A 16,975-nucleotide genomic window follows, 5' to 3' on the forward strand; every position below is an offset into this window, starting at 1 on the left:
CGGAGCATCCCGATCGGCATGTCGACCTCGAGACCAGCTGAGACCGACACCCGTCCACCCTCGAACCAGGAGCCCGAATGACCGCCGTCACCCTGATCCGTTCCGACTCGCTCTTCGCCGGAGCGCCGTACGCGTACGCGGCGACGGCTCCGGCCGGTGCGCGGCTCGTGTTCCTCGCCGGGGCATGCCCGCTGGACGAGGACGGCTCGACCGCCGGCATCGGCGACGTCTCCGCCCAGGCGGCGAAGTGCGTCGAGAACCTTCGAACGGCCCTCACCGATGCCGGTGCACGCTTGGAGGACGTCATCAGCACCCGGGTGCTCGTCGCGTCGAGCGATCGAGCCGATCTCGGCACCGCCTGGGATGTCGTGCACGCGGCCTTCGGTGAGCACGAGGTTCCGAGCACACTGCTCGGCGTCACCGTGCTCGGATACGAGGGCCAGCTCGTCGAGCTCGAAGCAGTCGCCGCGGTTCTCGACTGAGTCCCGATTCGCCTCGTCTCCCCGGCGTCGTCGGCGATCGTCGAACTCGCACATCGATCGAGCCGTTCCGCCGTGGATTTCCCCAGTTGATGAGTGAAAACGGTGACGCCGCTGTTAGCATCCCGCGGTGCGCATTCTCCGCAGGACACTGGTCGTCCTCCTCGTCGTCGTGCTCGTCCTCGTGGCGGGAGCCGTCGCCGTCTACTGGTGGCAGCGTCCGATGCTGCGCACCGGCACCGGCTACGCCGCGCACAACGCCTGTGCGGTGACCGAGGTCGCGGGTCGCGACGACCCCGCGAGCGACCTGCCGTCGAACCCCCTCGTGCCGTACCTGCAGGTCGACGTCGACCGCGAGGAGGGCGTCACCACCGGTTCGCTGCTCGGCCTGCTCGCCGCGCAGAAGGCCTGGTTCACGCCCGGCTTCGGCTGCACGCTCGCCGAGGAGGCGCCCGAGCTCGGCGAGGCGTCGACGGTGTCCGGCGAGGGCAACCCGTTCACGGATGCCGCGGCGCCGGCGCCGTCCGACGAGCTCGACGCCGCACTCGCCGCCGCCTTCGGCGACGAGCTCTCCGAGGCCGATGCCGCGGCGCTCGGCACCCGGGGCGTCGTCGTCGCGAAGGGCGGCGAGCTCGTCGCCGAGCGCTATGCCCACGGGTTCGACGCCGAGACCCCGCAGCTCGGCTGGTCGATGTCGAAGAGCGCGACGAGCCTCATCGCGGGCATGCTCGCGCAGCAGGGCGAGATCGCCCTCGACGACGCGGGCCTCCGCCCCGAGTGGAGCGACGAGCGCGCCGACATCACCGTCGAGCAGCTGCTGCGCATGACGAGCGGCCTCGAGTGGGACGAGACCTACGACCTCGGCACGCCGATCACGCAGATGCTCTACAACGAGGGCGACATGGCGGGCTACGTCGCCGGCCTCCCCCTCGAGAGCACGCCCGGCACGGTGCAGGAGTACTCGAGCGGCTCGACGACGCTGCTGTGCTCGGTCCTCGCCGAGCGCACCGGGCTCGGAGCCGACCTCCCGCGGCAGACGCTGCTCGGCGCGCTCGGGCTCTCGTCGGCGACGTTCGAGCCCGACGCGGCCGGCACGCCCGTGTGCTCCTCGTACCTCTGGGCGACGCCCCGCGACTGGGCCGCGATCGGCCAGTTCGCCCTGCAGAACGGCGAATGGAACGGCGAGCAGCTGCTGCCCGCCGACTGGATGGCGAAGAGCCTCGAGGTGCTGCCGGTCGACGCGACCGACGACCCCGGGTACGGCATGGGCTGGCGCGTCAACGTGCTCGCCGACGGCAGCCTGCGCTGGCCCGAACTGCCCGAGGACACGTACTACGCATCCGGCCACGACGGCCAGAAGGTCATCGTCGTGCCGTCGGAGGACCTCGTCGTCGTGCGCATGGGCTTCACCCCTGAGGCCGACGACGAGCCGAGCGAGGTGCAGCTCGTCGCAGACGTGATCGCGGCGCTCGGCACGTCGCCCGCCGCCGGGTAGCGCCCCCGGCAGTGCCCTCGGCAGCACCCTCGGCGGGCGTGCCGAGACCGGCCGCGGGGCATCCCGCGCGGTCTCGTCACCGGGCCGTCATCGGGGCGTGACATGCGCGGCCTAGGCTTGACCCATGGGACGACGTGACGAAGTCGAGTGCTGGCTGACCGACATGGACGGCGTGCTCGTGCACGAGAACCACGCCCTGCCGGGCGCCGCCGAGCTGCTGCAGCAGTGGGAGGACGCGGGCACCCCGTACCTCGTGCTGACGAACAACTCGATCTTCACGGCCCGCGACCTCTCGGCCCGGCTGCGTTCGAGCGGGCTCAACGTGCCCGAGGACCGCATCTGGACGTCGGCGCTCGCGACGGCCGACTTCCTCAAGCAGCAGCTGCCGCGCGGCTCGGCCTTCGTCATCGGCGAAGCGGGCATCCTCACGGCGCTGCACGACGCCGGCTACATCATGACCGAGACGAACCCCGACTTCGTCGTCGTCGGCGAGACCCGCAACTACTCCTTCGAGGCGATCACCAAGGCGATCCGCTTGATCGACAGGGGCGCGCGCTTCATCGTCACCAACCCCGACGCCACGGGGCCGAGCATCGACGGGCCGCTGCCCGCGACGGGGGCGATCGCGGCGCTCATCACGAAGGCGACGGGCAAGGAGCCCTACGTCGTCGGCAAGCCGAACCCGATGATGTTCCGCTCGGCGCTCAACAAGATCGGCGCCCATTCCGAGAACACGGCGATGATCGGCGACCGCATGGACACCGACATCGTGGCGGGCATCGAGGCGGGCCTGCACACCGTGCTCGTGCTCACGGGCATCAGCGACCAGGCCGAGATCGAGAAGTACCCGTTCCGGCCCGACGAGATCCTCTCGGGCGTCTCCGAACTCGTCGGCGAGCCCGCCGAGACCGAACTCTGACCGCCGCCGTCTCCGAACCGCTTCTCCCGAAGGGCAACGCCATGATCGAACTCACCGACATCGACCTCGACGACGACGGCGAGCTCAGCGCCGTCGTCTCCCTGCCCGGCGACCGCCAGGTGGCCGTGCTCTTCGCGCTCGACGACGACGAGCAGCTCGAGACCCCCGTCATGCTCGCGACCGCGCAGCGCGCGCTCACCCCGCTCACGGCCGAGCAACTCGACCGCCTCGAGAACGAGATCGTGCGCGAGCTCGTCGACTCGGAGTTCGAGGGCGAGGAGGAGTCCGCCGGCGACGGCGACTACGCCCTGCTCGCCGACGAGCTCGAGTTGCAGGGGGCGATCGTCTCAAGCGACGCCACGCTCGTGCTCGTCTACGAGGCCCCGACGCAGTACGCGGGCCTCGTCATCTACGCGCAGCTCGACGAGGACCTCGAGATCGAGGTGCTGAGCGTCGCCGACACCGGCGACGACGAGGACGAGCTCGACGACGAGGTCGATGCCGACGAAGAGGTCGAACAGGGCGACTGACGCCCGCCCGACCCCTTCGCACCGCGTCTACGCCGCGAGCGGCGCCTCCTCGGGGTCGGCGTCGAGCCGCGCCCGCACCTCGGGGTCGAGGTCGAGCTCGGCGGCACCGAGCACCTCCTCGAGCTGCGCGACGCTCGACGGGCCCGCCACCGGGATCACGGGCACCTCGCGCCCGAGCAGCCACGCGAGCGCGACCTGGTTCGGCGTCGCGCCGGCGTCGTGGGCGACCTCGCGCAGCAGGGCGATGCGCGCGTGCGTCGTCGGGTGGTTCACCCCGCCCCACAGGTTCTTGTCGCTGCGCGTGAACGCGCCCTGGTGCAGCGGCGAGTAGGCGGTCACCGCGAGCGGCGGCCGGCCGTCGACCCCGGTGGATGCCGCGTACGAGAGCAGCTCGGGCGTCACGAAGTTCTGCCGGCCGAGCTTCGGCGCCGGGTAGACGTAGCTGTACTGCTGCTGCACGAGCCCGTAGGGCGCGATGCCCTGGCGGATCGCCTCCTCGCGCGCCTCGACGATGCGCCAGAGCGCCACGTTCGAGATGCCGGCGACGCCGATGAGCCCCTCCTCCTGCAGCGCGCCGAAGGCGCCGACGGTCTCGGCGAGCGGGGTCTCGAGGTCGTCGACGTGGCCGTAGACGACGTCGAGGTGGTCGACCCCGAGGTGCTTCGCACTCTCGCGCGCCTCCCAGTCGATCGTCGACGCACCGAGCCCCTGGAAGTTCGTCGGCGCGGTGTTCGAGAGCGGCAGCGCCGGATCGGCCTTGGCGGCGCCGAGCTTCGTGGCGATGCGCAGCCGGTCGCGCCCGCCGCGCGATGCCAGCCAACGGCCGAGCAGGTCCTCGCTGTCGCGGCCGTACCCGCCGTCCCAGAAGCTGTAGTTGTTCGCGGTGTCGATGAAGGTGCCGCCGGCCTCGACGAAGCGGTCGAGGATCGCGAACGAGGTCGCCTCGTCGATCTTCGTGCCCATCTGCATGGTGCCGAGGCAGATCGTCGAGACGTCGAAGCTCGTGCGGCCGTTGCCGATCGTGCGGTATCGCATGGATGTTCCTCCGTTGGTGTGGGTGACGGTTTCGAGCGTAGGAATCGATCGGCTCGGGCGTACACTCCAATCAGCCCGTAGTTCACCAGACCAATCGAGACGACCCGATGCCACGATCCCGCCCCGCACCGGGCCCCGCCCTCGCCTGGGAGACCCTCATCGACCTCGGCTCCGGGCCCGAGCCGCTGCGCGACCGGCTCGAGCGGGCCCTCCGCGACGCCGTCACGAGCGGGCGGGCCCCGGCGGGCGCCGCCCTGCCGCCGAGCCGGGGTCTCGCCGAGTCGCTCGGCGTCTCGCGCTGGGTCGTCACCGAGGCGTACGGACAGCTCGTCGCCGAGGGGTTCCTCGAGGCGACGGTCGGCTCGGGCACGCGGGTGCCGGCCACCGCCGTCGCTACTGCAGGAGATCTGACGCGAGGCGGCCCCACAGCAGACCATGGAGCCCAATTTCCTGCAGAAGCAGCGCGGGGCTCCGGGCTGCGGCCCGAGTACCGGCGACCGCCGTACGACCTCGGGCCGGGCGTCGCCGACCTGCGCCACGCGCCGCGCGCCCGGTGGGCGGCCGCCGTGCGGCACGCCCTCGAGACGTTGCCCGATGCCGAGCTGACCGTCGTCGATCGGCTGGGGCATCCCAGCGCCCGCACCGCCGTGGCCGACTACCTCGCTCGCTCGCGCCGGGCGGTCGCCGCGCCGGGCGACGTGGTGATCACGCACAGCGCGACCGACGGCATGGCCGCGGTGGTCGCGGGACTCCGCGCGGCCGGGCACCGATCGATCATCGTCGAGGACCCGAGCTGGTCGCGCCTGCGCGAGGTCGCCGCGGCCGCGGGGCTCACGCCCGTACCCGTCCCGGTCGACCGCGACGGCATCGACGTGGACCGGCTCGTCGACGCCGGGGCGCGCACGGGCGCGCGTGCGGCGCTGCTCACCCCCGCCCACCAGTTCCCGCTCGGGGCGGCGCTGTCGCCCGCTCGGCGCGAGGCCGTCGTGCGCTGGGCGCGCGAGGTCGACGGCGTGCTCATCGAGGACGACTACGACGCCGAGTTCCGATACGACCGACGGCCCATCGCCGCACTGCAGAGCCTCGCACCCGAGCACGTCGTGCTCGTCGGATCGCTCTCGAAGTCGATGGCTCAGGCCTACGGACTCGGCTGGGCGCTCGCCCCGGCGACGCTCCGCGAGCGCGTGCGCCTCGCCGAGCGGCCACGGCCCTCGACGCTCGAGCAGGCGGCGCTCGCACGATTCATCGAGTCGGGCGACCTCGAGCGGCACCTGCGAGCGGCACGCGGCCGGTTCAAGCGGCGCCGGGCCGCCCTGCTCGCCGCGTTCGGGCGCGAGCTGCCCGAGCTCGAGGTCACGGGCATCGCGGCGGGCATGCACGCGGTACTCGCGCTGCCGCCCGGGGTGGGGGCGGCCGAGGTGTCGGCGGCGGCGTCCGAGCACGGCGTCGCGGTCTCCGACCTCACGCGCTACCGGGCGACGGGCGCGCAGCCCCTCCCCGAGGCGCTCGTCGTCGGCTACGGCAACCTCTCCGACGCGCTCGTCGACGAGGCCGTCGCGCGGCTCGCCCGGGTCATCCGGTCGCTCGGGTGAGCGCGGGCGCGGTCGCACGTTCACGCGGTCGCGCGGTCGCACGGGCGCGGCGCATCGTCGCCGCGCTCAGCCGCCGAACGTCGTCCAGAACGTTCCGCGCGCCTTGCCGCGCTCGACCTCGAGCATGCCGTCGGAGGCCTCGCGGTCGCGCCCACGGATCTTCTCGGAGGCGCGCCGCAACGAGAACGCCCATTGCGTCACGACCCACGCCACGACGACGAGGCCGATGAAGACCCATCCGGTCCAGTCCACGATGCCGCCCTTCCGTCGACGTCCTCCGACGGTACCGGGCGGTGCGCTCACCGGTGTTCTCGGGCGATTCACGGCCCGTCGTGCGGATGGGCCTCGGGTGCACGGCCGCGTGCACGCTCCGACTCGCGCCCGCGTGCGAAGGCCCACCGGGCGGCCGGCCAGATCACGAACAGCACGCCGACGCCGACCCAGAAGGTGAACTCCATGGCGATCACCCCTTTCGCGCCACGGTACGCCGGCCCCACGGCGACGACAACGAGGGATCGTCGTTTGAGGGACGAGTGTCAGGGCGTGAGCTCGTACTCGTGTGCCCGGTCCCACGGCTCGGCCCAGCCGAGCCGGTCGAGCATGCGGTCGAGCACCAGGGCCGTGAACCCCCAGACGAGGTGCCGACGGCCGCCGACGGTCGGCACGAAGCCCGGGCCGCGCCATTCGTCGCCGTCGCGGCGCGCCACGGTCGTGTACCGGTTGGCCGGGTCGACGAGGTCGGCGACCGGCGTGCGGAACACCGCCGACGACTCCGCGACGTCGACCACCCCGACCGGCGACGGCGCACGCCACCAGCCGAGCACGGGCGTCACGAGGTGCCCCGAGTACGGCACCGGGATCGACGGCAGCGCGCCGAGCACCTCGACGCCGTCGGTGTCGAGCCCGGTCTCCTCGCGGGCCTCGCGGAGCGCCGCGTCGACGGGCCCGCGATCGCCGGGATCGACACGCCCTCCGGGGAACGCCACCTGGCCGGCGTGCGAACGCAGCGTCTCGGCGCGGGCGAGCAGCAGCACGTCGAGGTCGCGCGAGACGGCGCGGTCCTGCGCCGCGTGATCGCTCGGCAGGTCGTCGAGCACGCCGAACAGGATCAGCACGGCAGCGTCGCGGAACTCGACGTCGCCGAACCGTTCGTCGTTCGGCCAGTCGGCGAAGAGTTCGGCGTCTCGCGCGAGCGCCTCCAGCTCCACGCGGGCGGCTCCGACTCCGGCAGGTGCAGTCACCCTCCCGAGGCTACCCCTCGCGGCGTCGGAGACGGGCGATGCGGCCTCAGGCGAGGTTCGCGACCGCCGCCTCGACGTGATCCCAGAACCGTTGGACGTCGAGGTCGACGGCGACGAGGGCATTGGGCTCGCGGCGGAGCATCCCGTCGAAGTCGACGCTCGTCGCGCCGAGCGTCTCGGTGCCCGTGAGCTCGATGTCGAGGCGGGTGCGCCGGAGGGTCACGACGTCGGGGGCGACGAGCACCGCGACCGCGACGGGGTCGTGCAGCGGGCCCTCGGGCATGCCGAAGACCTCGTCGTTCGTGCGGCAGAAGAACTCGAGCAGCTCGTCGCCGAACGCCGCGGTGCGCAAGCCGATCGCCGCGAGGCGGTCGCGCACCGCCTGCGTCACGAGCGCCCGGTGCGTGACGTTCAGGCCGACCATCGTGAAGTCGACGCCGCTCCGCACCACCAGGTCGAGCGCATGCGGGTCGACCCAGGCGTTGAACTCGGCATACGGGGTCGCGTTGCCCCGCTCGGTCGATCCGCCCATCCAGACGATCCGGCCGATGCGCGGCGCCAGCTCCGGGCGGTCGCGCAGCAGGATCGCCACGTTCGTGAGCGGCCCCGTCGCGATGATCGCGACCGGCACGTCGGCGGCGAGCAGCGTGTCGGCGATGAGCCCGGTCGCCCCGCGGGGGTCGAGCGGCACCGTCGGCTCGGGCAGCTCGGGCCCGCCGAGCCCGTTCTCCCCGTGGATCCACTCGGCCGTCTCGAGTTCGCGCTCGAGCGGAGCGGCGGCGCCCGCCGCGACCGGCACGCCCGTGACGCCGGCGACGGTGAGCGCGACGCGTGCATTCCGGCTCGTGTGCTCCAGCGCGACGTTGCCGCCGACGGTGGTCACCGCACGAAGATCGAGGGCCGGATGCCCCGCGGCCAGCCACAGCGCGAAGACGTCGTCGTGTCCCGGGTCGCAGTCGATGATCACGGGCAGGGTCATGCGGGCGGCGCTCCTTCGTCGATCCGCGCGGCGGCGAGGATCGCCGTGCGGGTGGCGTACGAGTCGACCGTGCCGCGCGCCTGCACGGCGTGCGCACCGGCCGCGACGGCGATGCGCATCGCCTCGGCGAGATCGCGGCCCTCGGCGAGGAACGCCGCGAGCGTGCCGGTGAAGCAATCGCCGGCGCCGGTCGTGTCGACGGCGACGACCTCGGGAGCCGCCTCGGCCCAGTCGCCGTCGGGCGACGCCGCGACCGCGCCCGACCCGCCGAGCGTCACCACCACCGAGCGGGCGACCCGGCCCACCGCGGCGGCGGCGTGCGCGCGCCACTCGTCGAGCGAGGCGCCGGCCGCGACCTCCGTGCCGATGCCCGCCGCCCGCGCCTCGTGCTCGTTGACGACGAGCGGATCGCACACCGCGAGCGCTGCCGCGGACACCTCGACCGGCGGCGCGAGGTTCACGACGAGGCGAACGCCGAGCTCCTCGCAGTGCTCGGCGAGCCGCTCGATCGTCGCGACGGGCAGCTCGCCCTGGGTGAGCACGAGCGCGGCCGCGGCGAGGTGCGCTCGCTCGGAGTCGAGCGCGTCGGCGTCGAGCGCAAGGTTCGCGCCGCCCGTGACGATGACCGTGTTCTCGCCCGAGTCGGCGACGGTGATCTGCGCGACGCCGGTCGGGGCATCCGCGACCCGCCCGACGCCCTCGGTCGCGAGGCCGAAGCCCTCGAGCGCACCGAGCGCGAGCGCGGCGTTCGCGTCGTCGCCGACGCGGGCGACGAGCTCGACGTCGGCGCCGGCCAGGTGCGCCGCCACGGCCTGGTTCGCCCCCTTGCCGCCGAGGGCGGTGCGGAAGGCGCGCGACGTCACGGTCTCGCCCGGCTCCGGGAACCGCTCGACGTAGCTCGTGGCGTCGACGTTCAGCGAGCCGACGACGACGACCGCGCCGCGTGCCAACTCAGGCCGCCGGACCGGGGCCCGCGATGCTCGCCGTCAACGGCTCGCCGCCCGAGCGGTTGGCGAAGCAGTAGTAGTCGCGGGCACCGGCCTCCCACTGGGCGGCCTCGGCGGGGTAGGAGGCCTGGACCTGCAGGTCGTCCATGCCGGAGGCCGCGGCCACGTCGATGACGCCGGCTGCGGTGCACAGGAGGTTCATCTGCGTGGCGAGCTCCGCCTCGCCCGGGTACGGCGCTGCGGCGTCGCCCGGAAGCGTGCCGCGGTAGACGAGCTGCGCGGCGTGCGGGGTGGCGCAGTCGACGACCGTGTACTCCTCCTGCCAGGCGTCGGTGAACGGCTCGAGGCACTCGCCGCCGAAGAGGGTGTCCCAGGCGTGGACGCCGACCGGCTGCGGGGCGGTGGGCGCAGGCGGCGGCGTCTCGCTCGCGCTGGCCGACGGGGAGCCGCTCGGTGCATCGGCGGCACTGCCCTTCGTGAACGTCGTGCCGAGGAAGAACAGCCCGACGAGCACGAGCAGGGCGACGAGGCCGCCCGCGATCCAGATGAGGGGGCGGATGCCGCCCTTGTCGCCGCCGTTGCCGTTGCCCGAGGAGCCGCGACCGGAGCCGTTGCCCGGGCCGGACGGCCCGCGGCCGGAGCCGTTGCCCGGACCCGACGGACCGCGGCCGCCGGGGCCCTGGCCGCCGCCCGGGAAGCCTCCGTTCGCGCCCGAGCCGGCCGCGAAGCCGCCGGCCCCGGTACCGGCGGCGCCGCCCACGCCGGCCCCCGTGCCGGCCGCGGCGAAGAGCTGCGCGGTGGCGCCCGTCTGCAGCAGCGCCGTCGCCGGGTAGGCCTCGGCGGGTCGGCCCGCGGAGGGGTCGACGAGACGGAGCGGGCCCGTGGCCGTCACGCTGCCGAACAACGCGGCGAGTCCGTCATCGGCCTGATCGTCGGACTCGGGGGCCGCGCCGAAGGGCTGGTCGCCGAGCACCGGCTCCGCCGACCAGGGGTCGGGGTCGACGCCGAAGCGGTCCGTACCGAAGGGGTCGGCGCCGAAGGGGTCGGTACCGAAGGGCTCGGTGCCGGAATCCTCGGCGACAGGCTCGGCGTCGAACTGCGGTTCGAACTCCGCGGTGCGCGGGGCGAACGCGTCGAAGAACCGGTCGTCGCTCGTGGTCTCCGCGGAGTCGGCGGCGAGGTCGGGCGCCGGCTCGGGCTCGGCGGCTGCGGGAGCGAACCGCACGAGCGAGCCGAGGCCGCTGCTCATCGGCTCGTCGTCGACGGCGGCGGTCGCGCGGCTCGCCGGCGCACCGCCGGCGAGGATCGCCGACACCGACCCCGGCGACTCGGCACGGGGGTCCTCGGCGGTCGGATCGGGCCGGAGGTTCCAGAGGTAGCCGACCTCGTCGGAGGCATCGTCGGACTCGTCGTCGGCGTACTCGTCGTCGGCGTCGGCGGGTTCGGTCTGCGCGACCCGTCGCTCGTTCCAGAACGGTGCGCGGCGCACCGGCTCCTCGTCGCGGTCGTCGGCGGCGTCGCCGTGGTCGTCGCCGTGGTCGTCGAAGACCAGGCCGAGGCGGTCGAGGCCGTCGGTCTCGGTGGACACGGCCGGGGCTTCGACACCGGCGGACGCACCGGTGAACGCTGCGGATGCCGCGGCGGGCTCGGGCGCGACGGCACCTCCGCCGAGCGCGGCGAGCAGGTCGTCGACCGGCGGGACCGACCCGAACGGCGACGGCTCGGGCCGGGGCGCCGCAGCGGCGAACGCGGGGAACGGCGCTCGCGGCGCAGCGAGCACGCCCTCGGCCTCGTGGTCGCGCTGCACCGGCAGCGCGGCGGTCGCGGGGTCGGATGCCTCGGCATCACGCCCATGGAACGCCTGGACGTCGACGGCCGGCTCGACGACCGGGCGTCGCTCGGCCCGCGGGGTCCATTCGAGCTCCTCGGCGAAGGCGTCGAACCGGCTCGAACGGCGGGCGACGGGCTCGGCAGCCGCGAGCGGCTCGGGAGACTCGGGCTGGAGCGCGGGGAATCCGACCGTCTCTTCGGCCTCGACGGGTGCCTGCGCGGTCTCGACGTCGGCGCCCGCAGCGAACGCGGCGGACGGCGCCGGTTCGCGGTACTCGAACGATGCTGCCGGCGCGGCGGGCGTCGCCGGGGACGGATCGGGCTCGGCCGTCGGGCCGAAGCCGGCCGTCGCCTCGGGACGCGCGGTCGCGAAGTCGGTCCACGCACGACCCGGCGTCCACGAGGGGGTCGCCGGCTCGACGTCGGCAACGGAGGCGGAGTCGGCGGAGAATGCCGGGGCGGCTGCGGGCGGCTCGGGCATCACCGATGCCGAGGGTGCGAAGGCCGCTGGTTGCGCCGGCTCGGACGTCACCGGCGCCGCCGGCGTGAATGCCGTCGGCTGCGCCGGGGCGGGCTCGGGCTCGTTGAGTGCCGCCCAGAGTTCGTCGTCGTAGCTCGCGGTGCGGGGCGCGGGTGCCTCGCCCCACCCTGCGGGCGCCTCGGGCGGCGCGGTCGGGTGCGGCTCCTGGATCGGGATGCCGCCCACCGGGGTGAACGAGCTGCGCGCCACCGCGGGCGCGGAGAACCCGGAGAACGGAGCGTCGCCGGCCGCCGGCTCGGCGAGTGCCGGATCGGGCGCGGCCGTCTCGGCGACGGGCGACTGCGGTGCAGCCGCGGGGGCTGTCTCGCCTGCCGGCAGCCCGATCGAGGCGGAGCTGTCGGAGAGCTGCTGGAATGCCGCACGCAGCGCGGCCTCCGACTCGAGCTCCTGGTCGCCCCAGGTGAGCGCGAACGATGCGGCCGGCGTGACCGGTCCGGGCGGCGCGACCGGCACGGTCGGCTCGACGGGCGCGGCGGGCGTCGTCGGTGCGGGCGGCGACGCCTGCTGGTACTGCCAGGCCGCGGCAGCGGGCTCGGCGGGAGGCATCGGGCTCGCGTCGACGACCGGGGCAACCGGAGCCGGGGCGGGCGCCGCGGGAGCGCCCCCGACGGGCGGCTCGACCTCGGTCAGGCGCACGGTCGGTGCGGGCGGTGCGACCGTGAACGGCGGGGTCCAGGCCGGAAGGCCGGATGCGGCGGGCGGCAGCGGGGTGGCACCCGGCGCGGTCGCGCCCGGAAGCGCACCGGCGGCTGCCCCGACCGCGCTCGCGGCCCCGGCGGAAGCGGAAGCCGACCCCGCGCCGGTCGCGAACCCGGCGTCGCTCCACTGCGGCGGCTGGGCCGACGCCTGCGGCGGAAGCGGGTGAGCTGCTGATGCGTCGGGTGTCATCGACGGCGTGCGGCCGGGCTCGCCGATGACGGGGAGCGCCCGGGTGGCCGTGTCGTCGCGCGCGGGCGGCTCGGCGAGCGAGAACCAGTCGAGCACCTCTTCGTGCCGCGAGGCACGTGCCGGGGCGACGGGCGCGGCGGGCTGCGCCGACGCCGGAGCGGCGGGCGGCGGGGACGCCGGAGCGGCGAACGGCGAGGCGGGGGCGGCGGGCGCGGCGAACGCCGAGGGTGCCTGCGGCTGGGATTGCGGCGGGGACGCCTGCGGCGCGGAGCCCGTGGCTCCGCCGCCCGCGAGCTGCGCGAGCAGCCAGTCGGCGCCGTCGTCGAATCCCTGCCGCTCGCTCATCAGGCCAGGCCCAGGTCTTCCAGGCCGATCGCGTACAGGTAGGGCACGCCCTCGGCCTCGATGATCTCGCGGGCACCGGTGGCGCGGTCGACGACGACCGCGACGGCCACGACCTCGGCGCCGACCTTGCGCAGCGCCTCGATGGCCTTGATCGGCGACCCGCCGGTGGTCGAGGTGTCCTCGAGCACGATCACGCGCTTGCCGGCGAGCTCGGGGCCCTCGACCTGCTTGCCGCGGCCGTGGTCCTTCGGCTCCTTGCGCACGACGAAGGCGTCGTACGCGAGGCCGCGGGCGGCGCCCTGGTGCAGGATCGCGGAGGCGATCGGGTCGGCGCCCATCGTGAGGCCGCCGACGGCGGCGACATCGGGGATGTCGGCGATGACGTCGAGCATGACCTGCCCGATGAGCGGTGCGACGCGGTGGTCGAGGCTGACCTTGCGCAGGTCGACGTAGTACGTCGCCTTCTTGCCGCTCGTCAGCGTGAAGTCGCCGTGGAAGACGGCGTCGGCGGAGATGTAGTCGATGAGCCTGCGGCGGGCGTCGGAGTCGTGCGTGGTCACCCGCAATACTTTACGGCCCACCTGCCTGAGAGGAAGGGGTGGAGCCCTCGGCCTCCTCGTCGGCGGTCCGCTCGGAGTCGTCACGGGTCCGCTCGTCCTCCCGTTCCCCGCGGTCGCGGCGCCGGCGCCCTCCCCACAGCGAGCGCGGGGTTCCCGGTACGAGTCGCGCCCAGAACGGCGGCTCCTTCTCCTCGGTGAGCGCGGCCGGCACGTCGATGTGGAAGTCGGCGAGCTCCTCGGCGCCGTGGTGGACGACCCGGTAGAGCGCCGTGCCGATGAGCACGCCGAGCGCGATCGACATAATCGAGGTGAGGGCGTCGGCGAAGTCCTCGAGCCCGTGCGTGGTGCCCATCGCCTCGGTGAACCCCACGAGCCCGGCCGCGCCGGGCACGAGCAGCCAGAACCCCGGCAGGAAGGTGAGCTGCGACGGTGCGCCGTGCCGCAACGACGCGATCCACAGCACGACCGGGGTCATCGCGAGGGCCCCGATGAACCCGCTCACGGTCGAGCCGATCAGCGCGGTGCCGAGCGCCTGGCCCGTGTACGCCACGACGAGCACGAGGAGGACCCAGCCGAAGGTGCGCCGAGGCGCCGAGAAGTGCAGGTAGTTGCCGACCGCGAACAGGAGGACCCCCACCATCGGGCTCCACCACGGGAAGGGAGTGGATGCCTCGAGCGGCGAGTAGCTCGAGCTCTCGACGCCGACCAGCGTGCCGGCGGCGAGGATCCCGAATGCGAGGAGTGCGAGCTGCACGAGGCCGAAGACGAGTCGCGAGGCACCCGAGAGCATCTGGCCGACCGCGAGCTCGGCGACGGCCGTCGTCAGCACGCCGCCGGGCAGGAACGTCGCGAGCGGCGCGATGAGCAGCTTGAGCGGGTCGCCGATCTCGACGTACGGCGCGATGAGGAACACCGCGAGCGCGCAGGCGAATGCCGCGAAGACCGGGAACACGAGCTGCAGCGTCGGCGACCGCACGAGCTTCGCGAGGCCGACGAACGCCCCGAGGCAGAAGGCGATGACCGCGCCCTGCCAGGTCGGCGACAGCAGCAGGGCCAGCCCCGCCACGAGGAGGGCGTGCCCGAACGTGCGCACGAGCCATCCGTGCCCCGGTCGCATCGCACCGATCTCGTTGAGGCGGTGGATTCCGTCGAGCGGGTCGATCTCGGCGCGCTTCGCCTCGCCGACGAGCGTGTACAGCGCCGCGATCTGGTCGAAGCGGAACGAGACGTTGACGGCCGAGCGGACGGCGACATGGGCCGCCTCGCCGTCGCCGGTCTGCACGATGACCACGGTGGGCATCACGACGACGTCGGTGTCGTCCCGGCCGTACGCCCGGGACACCTCGACCAGCGTGCTGTGGATGACGTCGACCGACTCGGCGGCCGCGTTCATGCCCTCCGCGAGCCCGAGGAGGAACTGGCGGAGGAGTGCGCGATCGGCGGTCTCGGCCATCGGCGCGCCCGGATCAGACCACCACGAACGAGAGCAGCACGCCGACGATCATCGCCGAGACGACGTACACGAGGTTCGGCAGCTGGAACGAGTGGTCGAACACGTACTTGCCGAGCTTCGTCGTGCCCGTCTGGTCGAAGGCGGCCGTCGCCACCTGGGAGCCGTTGGCCGGCAGCGTGTACATGCCCATCGCCGAGGGCCAGAGGCCGACGATGAGGGAGGCGGGCAGCCCGATCGCGAGACCGATCGGCACGATGGCGTTCGTCGCACTCGACTGGCTCGTCGTCAGCATGGCGACGAGGAAGAGCGCGAGGGCGAAGAGGAGCGCGCCGACGAACGCCGTCGACCCCGAGACGAGCGAGCCGAGGCCCTCGACGATGAGGTCGTTGTTGTTCGCGACGAAGGTGTTGGCGAGCCAGGCGATGCCGAAGAGCGCGAAGGCCCCGACCATGCCGGCGGGGAACGTCGACTGCTTGGGCACGTCGGCCGACTTGACCTTGCAGAACACGAAGATGAGCGCCGCGATGACACCCATCGTGACCTCGATGATGATCGTCACCGAGACGCGCACCGGGTCGCCGTTGTCGTCGGTGCCGATGATCGGGCGGAGGTTCTCGAACAGGCCCATGAGGACGATGAACGCGACGCCGGCGAGGAAGATCGACGCCGACAGCACCGCGGTCTTGGGCAGCTTGCGTTCGGTCGTGTCTTCGGCGGGCGGCTTCACGAGGTGCTCGGCGAGTCGTCGCTGATACTCGGGATCGTCCTCGAGGTTCTTGCCGTGCCGCACCATGACGAGCGCGGCGAGGAAGAGCCCGACGATCGAGGCCGGCCACATGATGAGCAGCACCTGGCCGAGGTCGACGCCGCTCGGGGCGAGGAGCACGACGAGCGACGCGGTCGCCGCCGAGACCGGGCTGCAGAGGATGCCGACCTGCGAGGCCACGGCGGAGACCGACAGGGCCCGCTCGGGACGGATCTTCTGGTCGTACGAGACGTCGTAGATGACGGGCAGCAGCGGGTAGAAGATGTTGCCCGTTCCCGCACCGACGGTGAAGAGGAACGACATCGCAGGGGCGAGGAAGACGACGCTCTTCGGCCTGGACTTGATCGCCTTGGCCGCCACCGACACCATCCAGTCGATGCCGCCGGCGGCCTGCATGACGGAGGCCGCCGTGATGACGGTGAGCACGATGAAGACCGCGTCGACCGGCGCGTTGCCGGGGGCGGTCTGGAAGCCGAACACGAGTACGGCGACGCCGACGAGGCCCCAGACGCCGAGCCCGATGCCGCTCGTGCGGGTGCCCATGAAGATCGCCAGGACGACGACGATCAGCTGCGCGACGAGGATCCAGACGTTGTCGTTCATGCGCTCGGCCCCTTCACGATCGGGCCGGTCGCCTCGAGCACCTGCACGGGCAGCGGCGTCTCGACGATCCGGCCGTCGATCGCCTCGACCCGGAGCGCGAGTGCGGGGTCGACGGGGCTGATCGCCGTCACGAAGTCCTGGTTCTCGAAGTGCAGCGACTGCAGGTTGCCGACGGCGTAGCCGGTCGCGAGCTCGCCGCTCTGCAGCGCGGCGTGGAAGAGCGGCTGCCGCTGGTCCTCCGCGTCGTAGTGGGGGCAGAAGCTGCCGTGCAGGAAGCCGAGCCCCTCGGGCAGCACCTGCAGGGTCGGCCCGTAACTGTCGGTCGTGCCGCCCTCGAACCAGCAGATGCCGCCGGCCGAGCCGCCCGTGAACACCACGTTCGAGCTCGGGTCCTGCCACATCTCGCGCATGATCTCGTCGAGGCCCTGTCGCTTCCACACGTCGAGCATGTTCGCCGTGTTGCCGCCGCCGACGTGGATCACGTCGAAGCCCTTCACGAAGCCCGCGAGGTCGTCGAGGTCGCGATGGAAGAGCGTGAGGTGGTGCGGCGCGCAGCGATCGGAGTCGTAGGTCTTGTAGAAGCTCAGCGTGTAGGCCTGCTCGTCACCCGTCGCGGTGCCGACGAACAGCACCCGGGGGCGCTCCTTGCCCGTGAGCTCCAGGATGTAGTCGTGCGTCGGATCGGCCCGTCGCTCCATCATGGCCTTGCCGGCCCCCGTCGCCACCACGTGCGCCATCGTTCCCCCTCGTCGCGATGTACCCCTCGCGGTCA

Annotated in this window: 16 protein-coding genes; 5 read left to right on the forward strand and 11 right to left on the reverse strand. The window is 73.3% G+C overall.

From position 1 onward, the window contains the following. Positions 1 to 77 precede the first annotated feature (77 nt). The 4 genes from ACFVTH_RS05745 (at position 78) to ACFVTH_RS05760 (ending at position 3,423) form a co-directional block, all read left to right on the forward strand. Positions 78 to 482 carry a RidA family protein gene (locus ACFVTH_RS05745; RefSeq protein ID WP_387087591.1) on the forward strand — a complete coding sequence of 135 codons (405 nt, stop codon included), beginning with the start codon at positions 78 to 80 and terminating at the stop codon, positions 480 to 482. A 127-nt stretch (positions 483 to 609) separates the two neighbouring features. Further along, positions 610 to 1,974, forward strand: coding sequence for a serine hydrolase domain-containing protein (locus ACFVTH_RS05750; protein ID WP_387087593.1), 1,365 nt, complete (start codon positions 610 to 612; stop codon positions 1,972 to 1,974). A 124-nt stretch (positions 1,975 to 2,098) separates the two neighbouring features. Further along, positions 2,099 to 2,893: an HAD-IIA family hydrolase gene (locus ACFVTH_RS05755; protein WP_387087595.1), complete on the forward strand. Its 795-nt coding sequence runs from the start codon at positions 2,099 to 2,101 to the stop codon at positions 2,891 to 2,893. Between the two features lie 41 nt (positions 2,894 to 2,934). Next, complete coding sequence (locus ACFVTH_RS05760; RefSeq protein WP_387087597.1) at positions 2,935 to 3,423, forward strand: hypothetical protein; 489 nt, start codon at positions 2,935 to 2,937, stop codon at positions 3,421 to 3,423. Positions 3,424 to 3,450: 27 nt separating this feature from the next. On the opposite strand, the gene ACFVTH_RS05765 is transcribed toward ACFVTH_RS05760, so the two are convergent. After that, on the reverse strand, positions 3,451 to 4,458 hold the full coding sequence (locus tag ACFVTH_RS05765; RefSeq protein ID WP_387087599.1) for an aldo/keto reductase: 1,008 nt from the start codon (positions 4,456 to 4,458) through the stop codon (positions 3,451 to 3,453). A 107-nt stretch (positions 4,459 to 4,565) separates the two neighbouring features. Between ACFVTH_RS05765 and ACFVTH_RS05770 the strand changes: the two genes are divergently transcribed. After that, the gene (locus ACFVTH_RS05770) at positions 4,566 to 6,050 is read left to right on the forward strand and encodes a PLP-dependent aminotransferase family protein (protein WP_387087602.1); all 1,485 of its coding nucleotides are present in this window, start codon (positions 4,566 to 4,568) and stop codon (positions 6,048 to 6,050) included. 66 nt (positions 6,051 to 6,116) lie between these two features. Here ACFVTH_RS05770 and ACFVTH_RS05775 read toward each other — a convergent pair whose 3' ends face one another. The 10 genes from ACFVTH_RS05775 to ACFVTH_RS05820 form a co-directional block, all read right to left on the reverse strand. Continuing rightward, positions 6,117 to 6,302 carry a hypothetical protein gene (locus tag ACFVTH_RS05775; protein WP_387087604.1) on the reverse strand — a complete coding sequence of 62 codons (186 nt, stop codon included), beginning with the start codon at positions 6,300 to 6,302 and terminating at the stop codon, positions 6,117 to 6,119. 68 nt (positions 6,303 to 6,370) lie between these two features. Continuing rightward, positions 6,371 to 6,508 (reverse strand): hypothetical protein, encoded by a 138-nt coding sequence (locus ACFVTH_RS05780; RefSeq protein WP_387087607.1) that lies wholly within the window; start codon positions 6,506 to 6,508, stop codon positions 6,371 to 6,373. Between the two features lie 78 nt (positions 6,509 to 6,586). Beyond that, positions 6,587 to 7,291, reverse strand: coding sequence for an NUDIX hydrolase (locus ACFVTH_RS05785; protein WP_387087609.1), 705 nt, complete (start codon positions 7,289 to 7,291; stop codon positions 6,587 to 6,589). A gap of 46 nt (positions 7,292 to 7,337) precedes the next feature. Beyond that, entirely contained in the window at positions 7,338 to 8,270 is a 933-nt protein-coding gene (locus tag ACFVTH_RS05790) for a nucleoside hydrolase (RefSeq protein ID WP_387087612.1), read from the reverse strand. Beyond that, positions 8,267 to 9,220: a ribokinase gene (locus tag ACFVTH_RS05795; protein ID WP_387087614.1), complete on the reverse strand. Its 954-nt coding sequence runs from the start codon at positions 9,218 to 9,220 to the stop codon at positions 8,267 to 8,269. Before ACFVTH_RS05795 ends, ACFVTH_RS05790 begins: the two co-directional genes overlap by 4 nt. Position 9,221: 1 nt before the next feature. Further along, positions 9,222 to 12,821: a septum formation family protein gene (locus tag ACFVTH_RS05800; protein ID WP_387087617.1), complete on the reverse strand. Its 3,600-nt coding sequence runs from the start codon at positions 12,819 to 12,821 to the stop codon at positions 9,222 to 9,224. Next, on the reverse strand, positions 12,821 to 13,381 hold the full coding sequence (pyrE, locus tag ACFVTH_RS05805) for an orotate phosphoribosyltransferase (protein WP_387087620.1): 561 nt from the start codon (positions 13,379 to 13,381) through the stop codon (positions 12,821 to 12,823). The genes ACFVTH_RS05800 and pyrE overlap by 1 nt, the downstream gene beginning before the upstream one ends. A gap of 10 nt (positions 13,382 to 13,391) precedes the next feature. Further along, positions 13,392 to 14,834, reverse strand: a complete 1,443-nt coding sequence (locus tag ACFVTH_RS05810; RefSeq protein WP_387087622.1) for a threonine/serine exporter ThrE family protein — start codon at positions 14,832 to 14,834, stop codon at positions 13,392 to 13,394. 13 nt (positions 14,835 to 14,847) lie between these two features. Then, the gene (locus ACFVTH_RS05815; protein ID WP_387087625.1) at positions 14,848 to 16,203 is read right to left on the reverse strand and encodes an anaerobic C4-dicarboxylate transporter family protein; all 1,356 of its coding nucleotides are present in this window, start codon (positions 16,201 to 16,203) and stop codon (positions 14,848 to 14,850) included. Further along, positions 16,200 to 16,940 (reverse strand): Type 1 glutamine amidotransferase-like domain-containing protein, encoded by a 741-nt coding sequence (locus tag ACFVTH_RS05820; protein WP_387087628.1) that lies wholly within the window; start codon positions 16,938 to 16,940, stop codon positions 16,200 to 16,202. Before ACFVTH_RS05820 ends, ACFVTH_RS05815 begins: the two co-directional genes overlap by 4 nt. Between the last annotated feature and the right edge of the window lie 35 nt (positions 16,941 to 16,975).

Origin of the sequence: Agromyces sp. NPDC058104 (assembly GCF_042884835.1) — a bacterium.
Classification (GTDB): Bacteria; Actinomycetota; Actinomycetes; order Actinomycetales; family Microbacteriaceae; genus Agromyces.

Excerpts from the sequence above, each read along its gene's own strand:
- ACFVTH_RS05745 (WP_387087591.1), top strand. The coding sequence starts at position 78 with ATGACCGCCGTCACCCTGATCCGTTCCGACTCGCTCTTCGCCGGAGCG.
- ACFVTH_RS05755 (WP_387087595.1), top strand. The coding sequence starts at position 2,099 with ATGGGACGACGTGACGAAGTCGAGTGCTGGCTGACCGACATGGACGGC.
- ACFVTH_RS05760 (WP_387087597.1), top strand. The coding sequence starts at position 2,935 with ATGATCGAACTCACCGACATCGACCTCGACGACGACGGCGAGCTCAGC.
- ACFVTH_RS05765 (WP_387087599.1), bottom strand. The coding sequence starts at position 4,458 with ATGCGATACCGCACGATCGGCAACGGCCGCACGAGCTTCGACGTCTCG.
- ACFVTH_RS05770 (WP_387087602.1), top strand. The coding sequence starts at position 4,566 with ATGCCACGATCCCGCCCCGCACCGGGCCCCGCCCTCGCCTGGGAGACC.
- ACFVTH_RS05780 (WP_387087607.1), bottom strand. The coding sequence starts at position 6,508 with ATGGAGTTCACCTTCTGGGTCGGCGTCGGCGTGCTGTTCGTGATCTGG.
- ACFVTH_RS05790 (WP_387087612.1), bottom strand. The coding sequence starts at position 8,270 with ATGACCCTGCCCGTGATCATCGACTGCGACCCGGGACACGACGACGTC.
- ACFVTH_RS05800 (WP_387087617.1), bottom strand. The coding sequence starts at position 12,821 with ATGAGCGAGCGGCAGGGATTCGACGACGGCGCCGACTGGCTGCTCGCG.
- ACFVTH_RS05810 (WP_387087622.1), bottom strand. The coding sequence starts at position 14,834 with ATGGCCGAGACCGCCGATCGCGCACTCCTCCGCCAGTTCCTCCTCGGG.
- ACFVTH_RS05815 (WP_387087625.1), bottom strand. The coding sequence starts at position 16,203 with ATGAACGACAACGTCTGGATCCTCGTCGCGCAGCTGATCGTCGTCGTC.
- ACFVTH_RS05820 (WP_387087628.1), bottom strand. The coding sequence starts at position 16,940 with ATGGCGCACGTGGTGGCGACGGGGGCCGGCAAGGCCATGATGGAGCGA.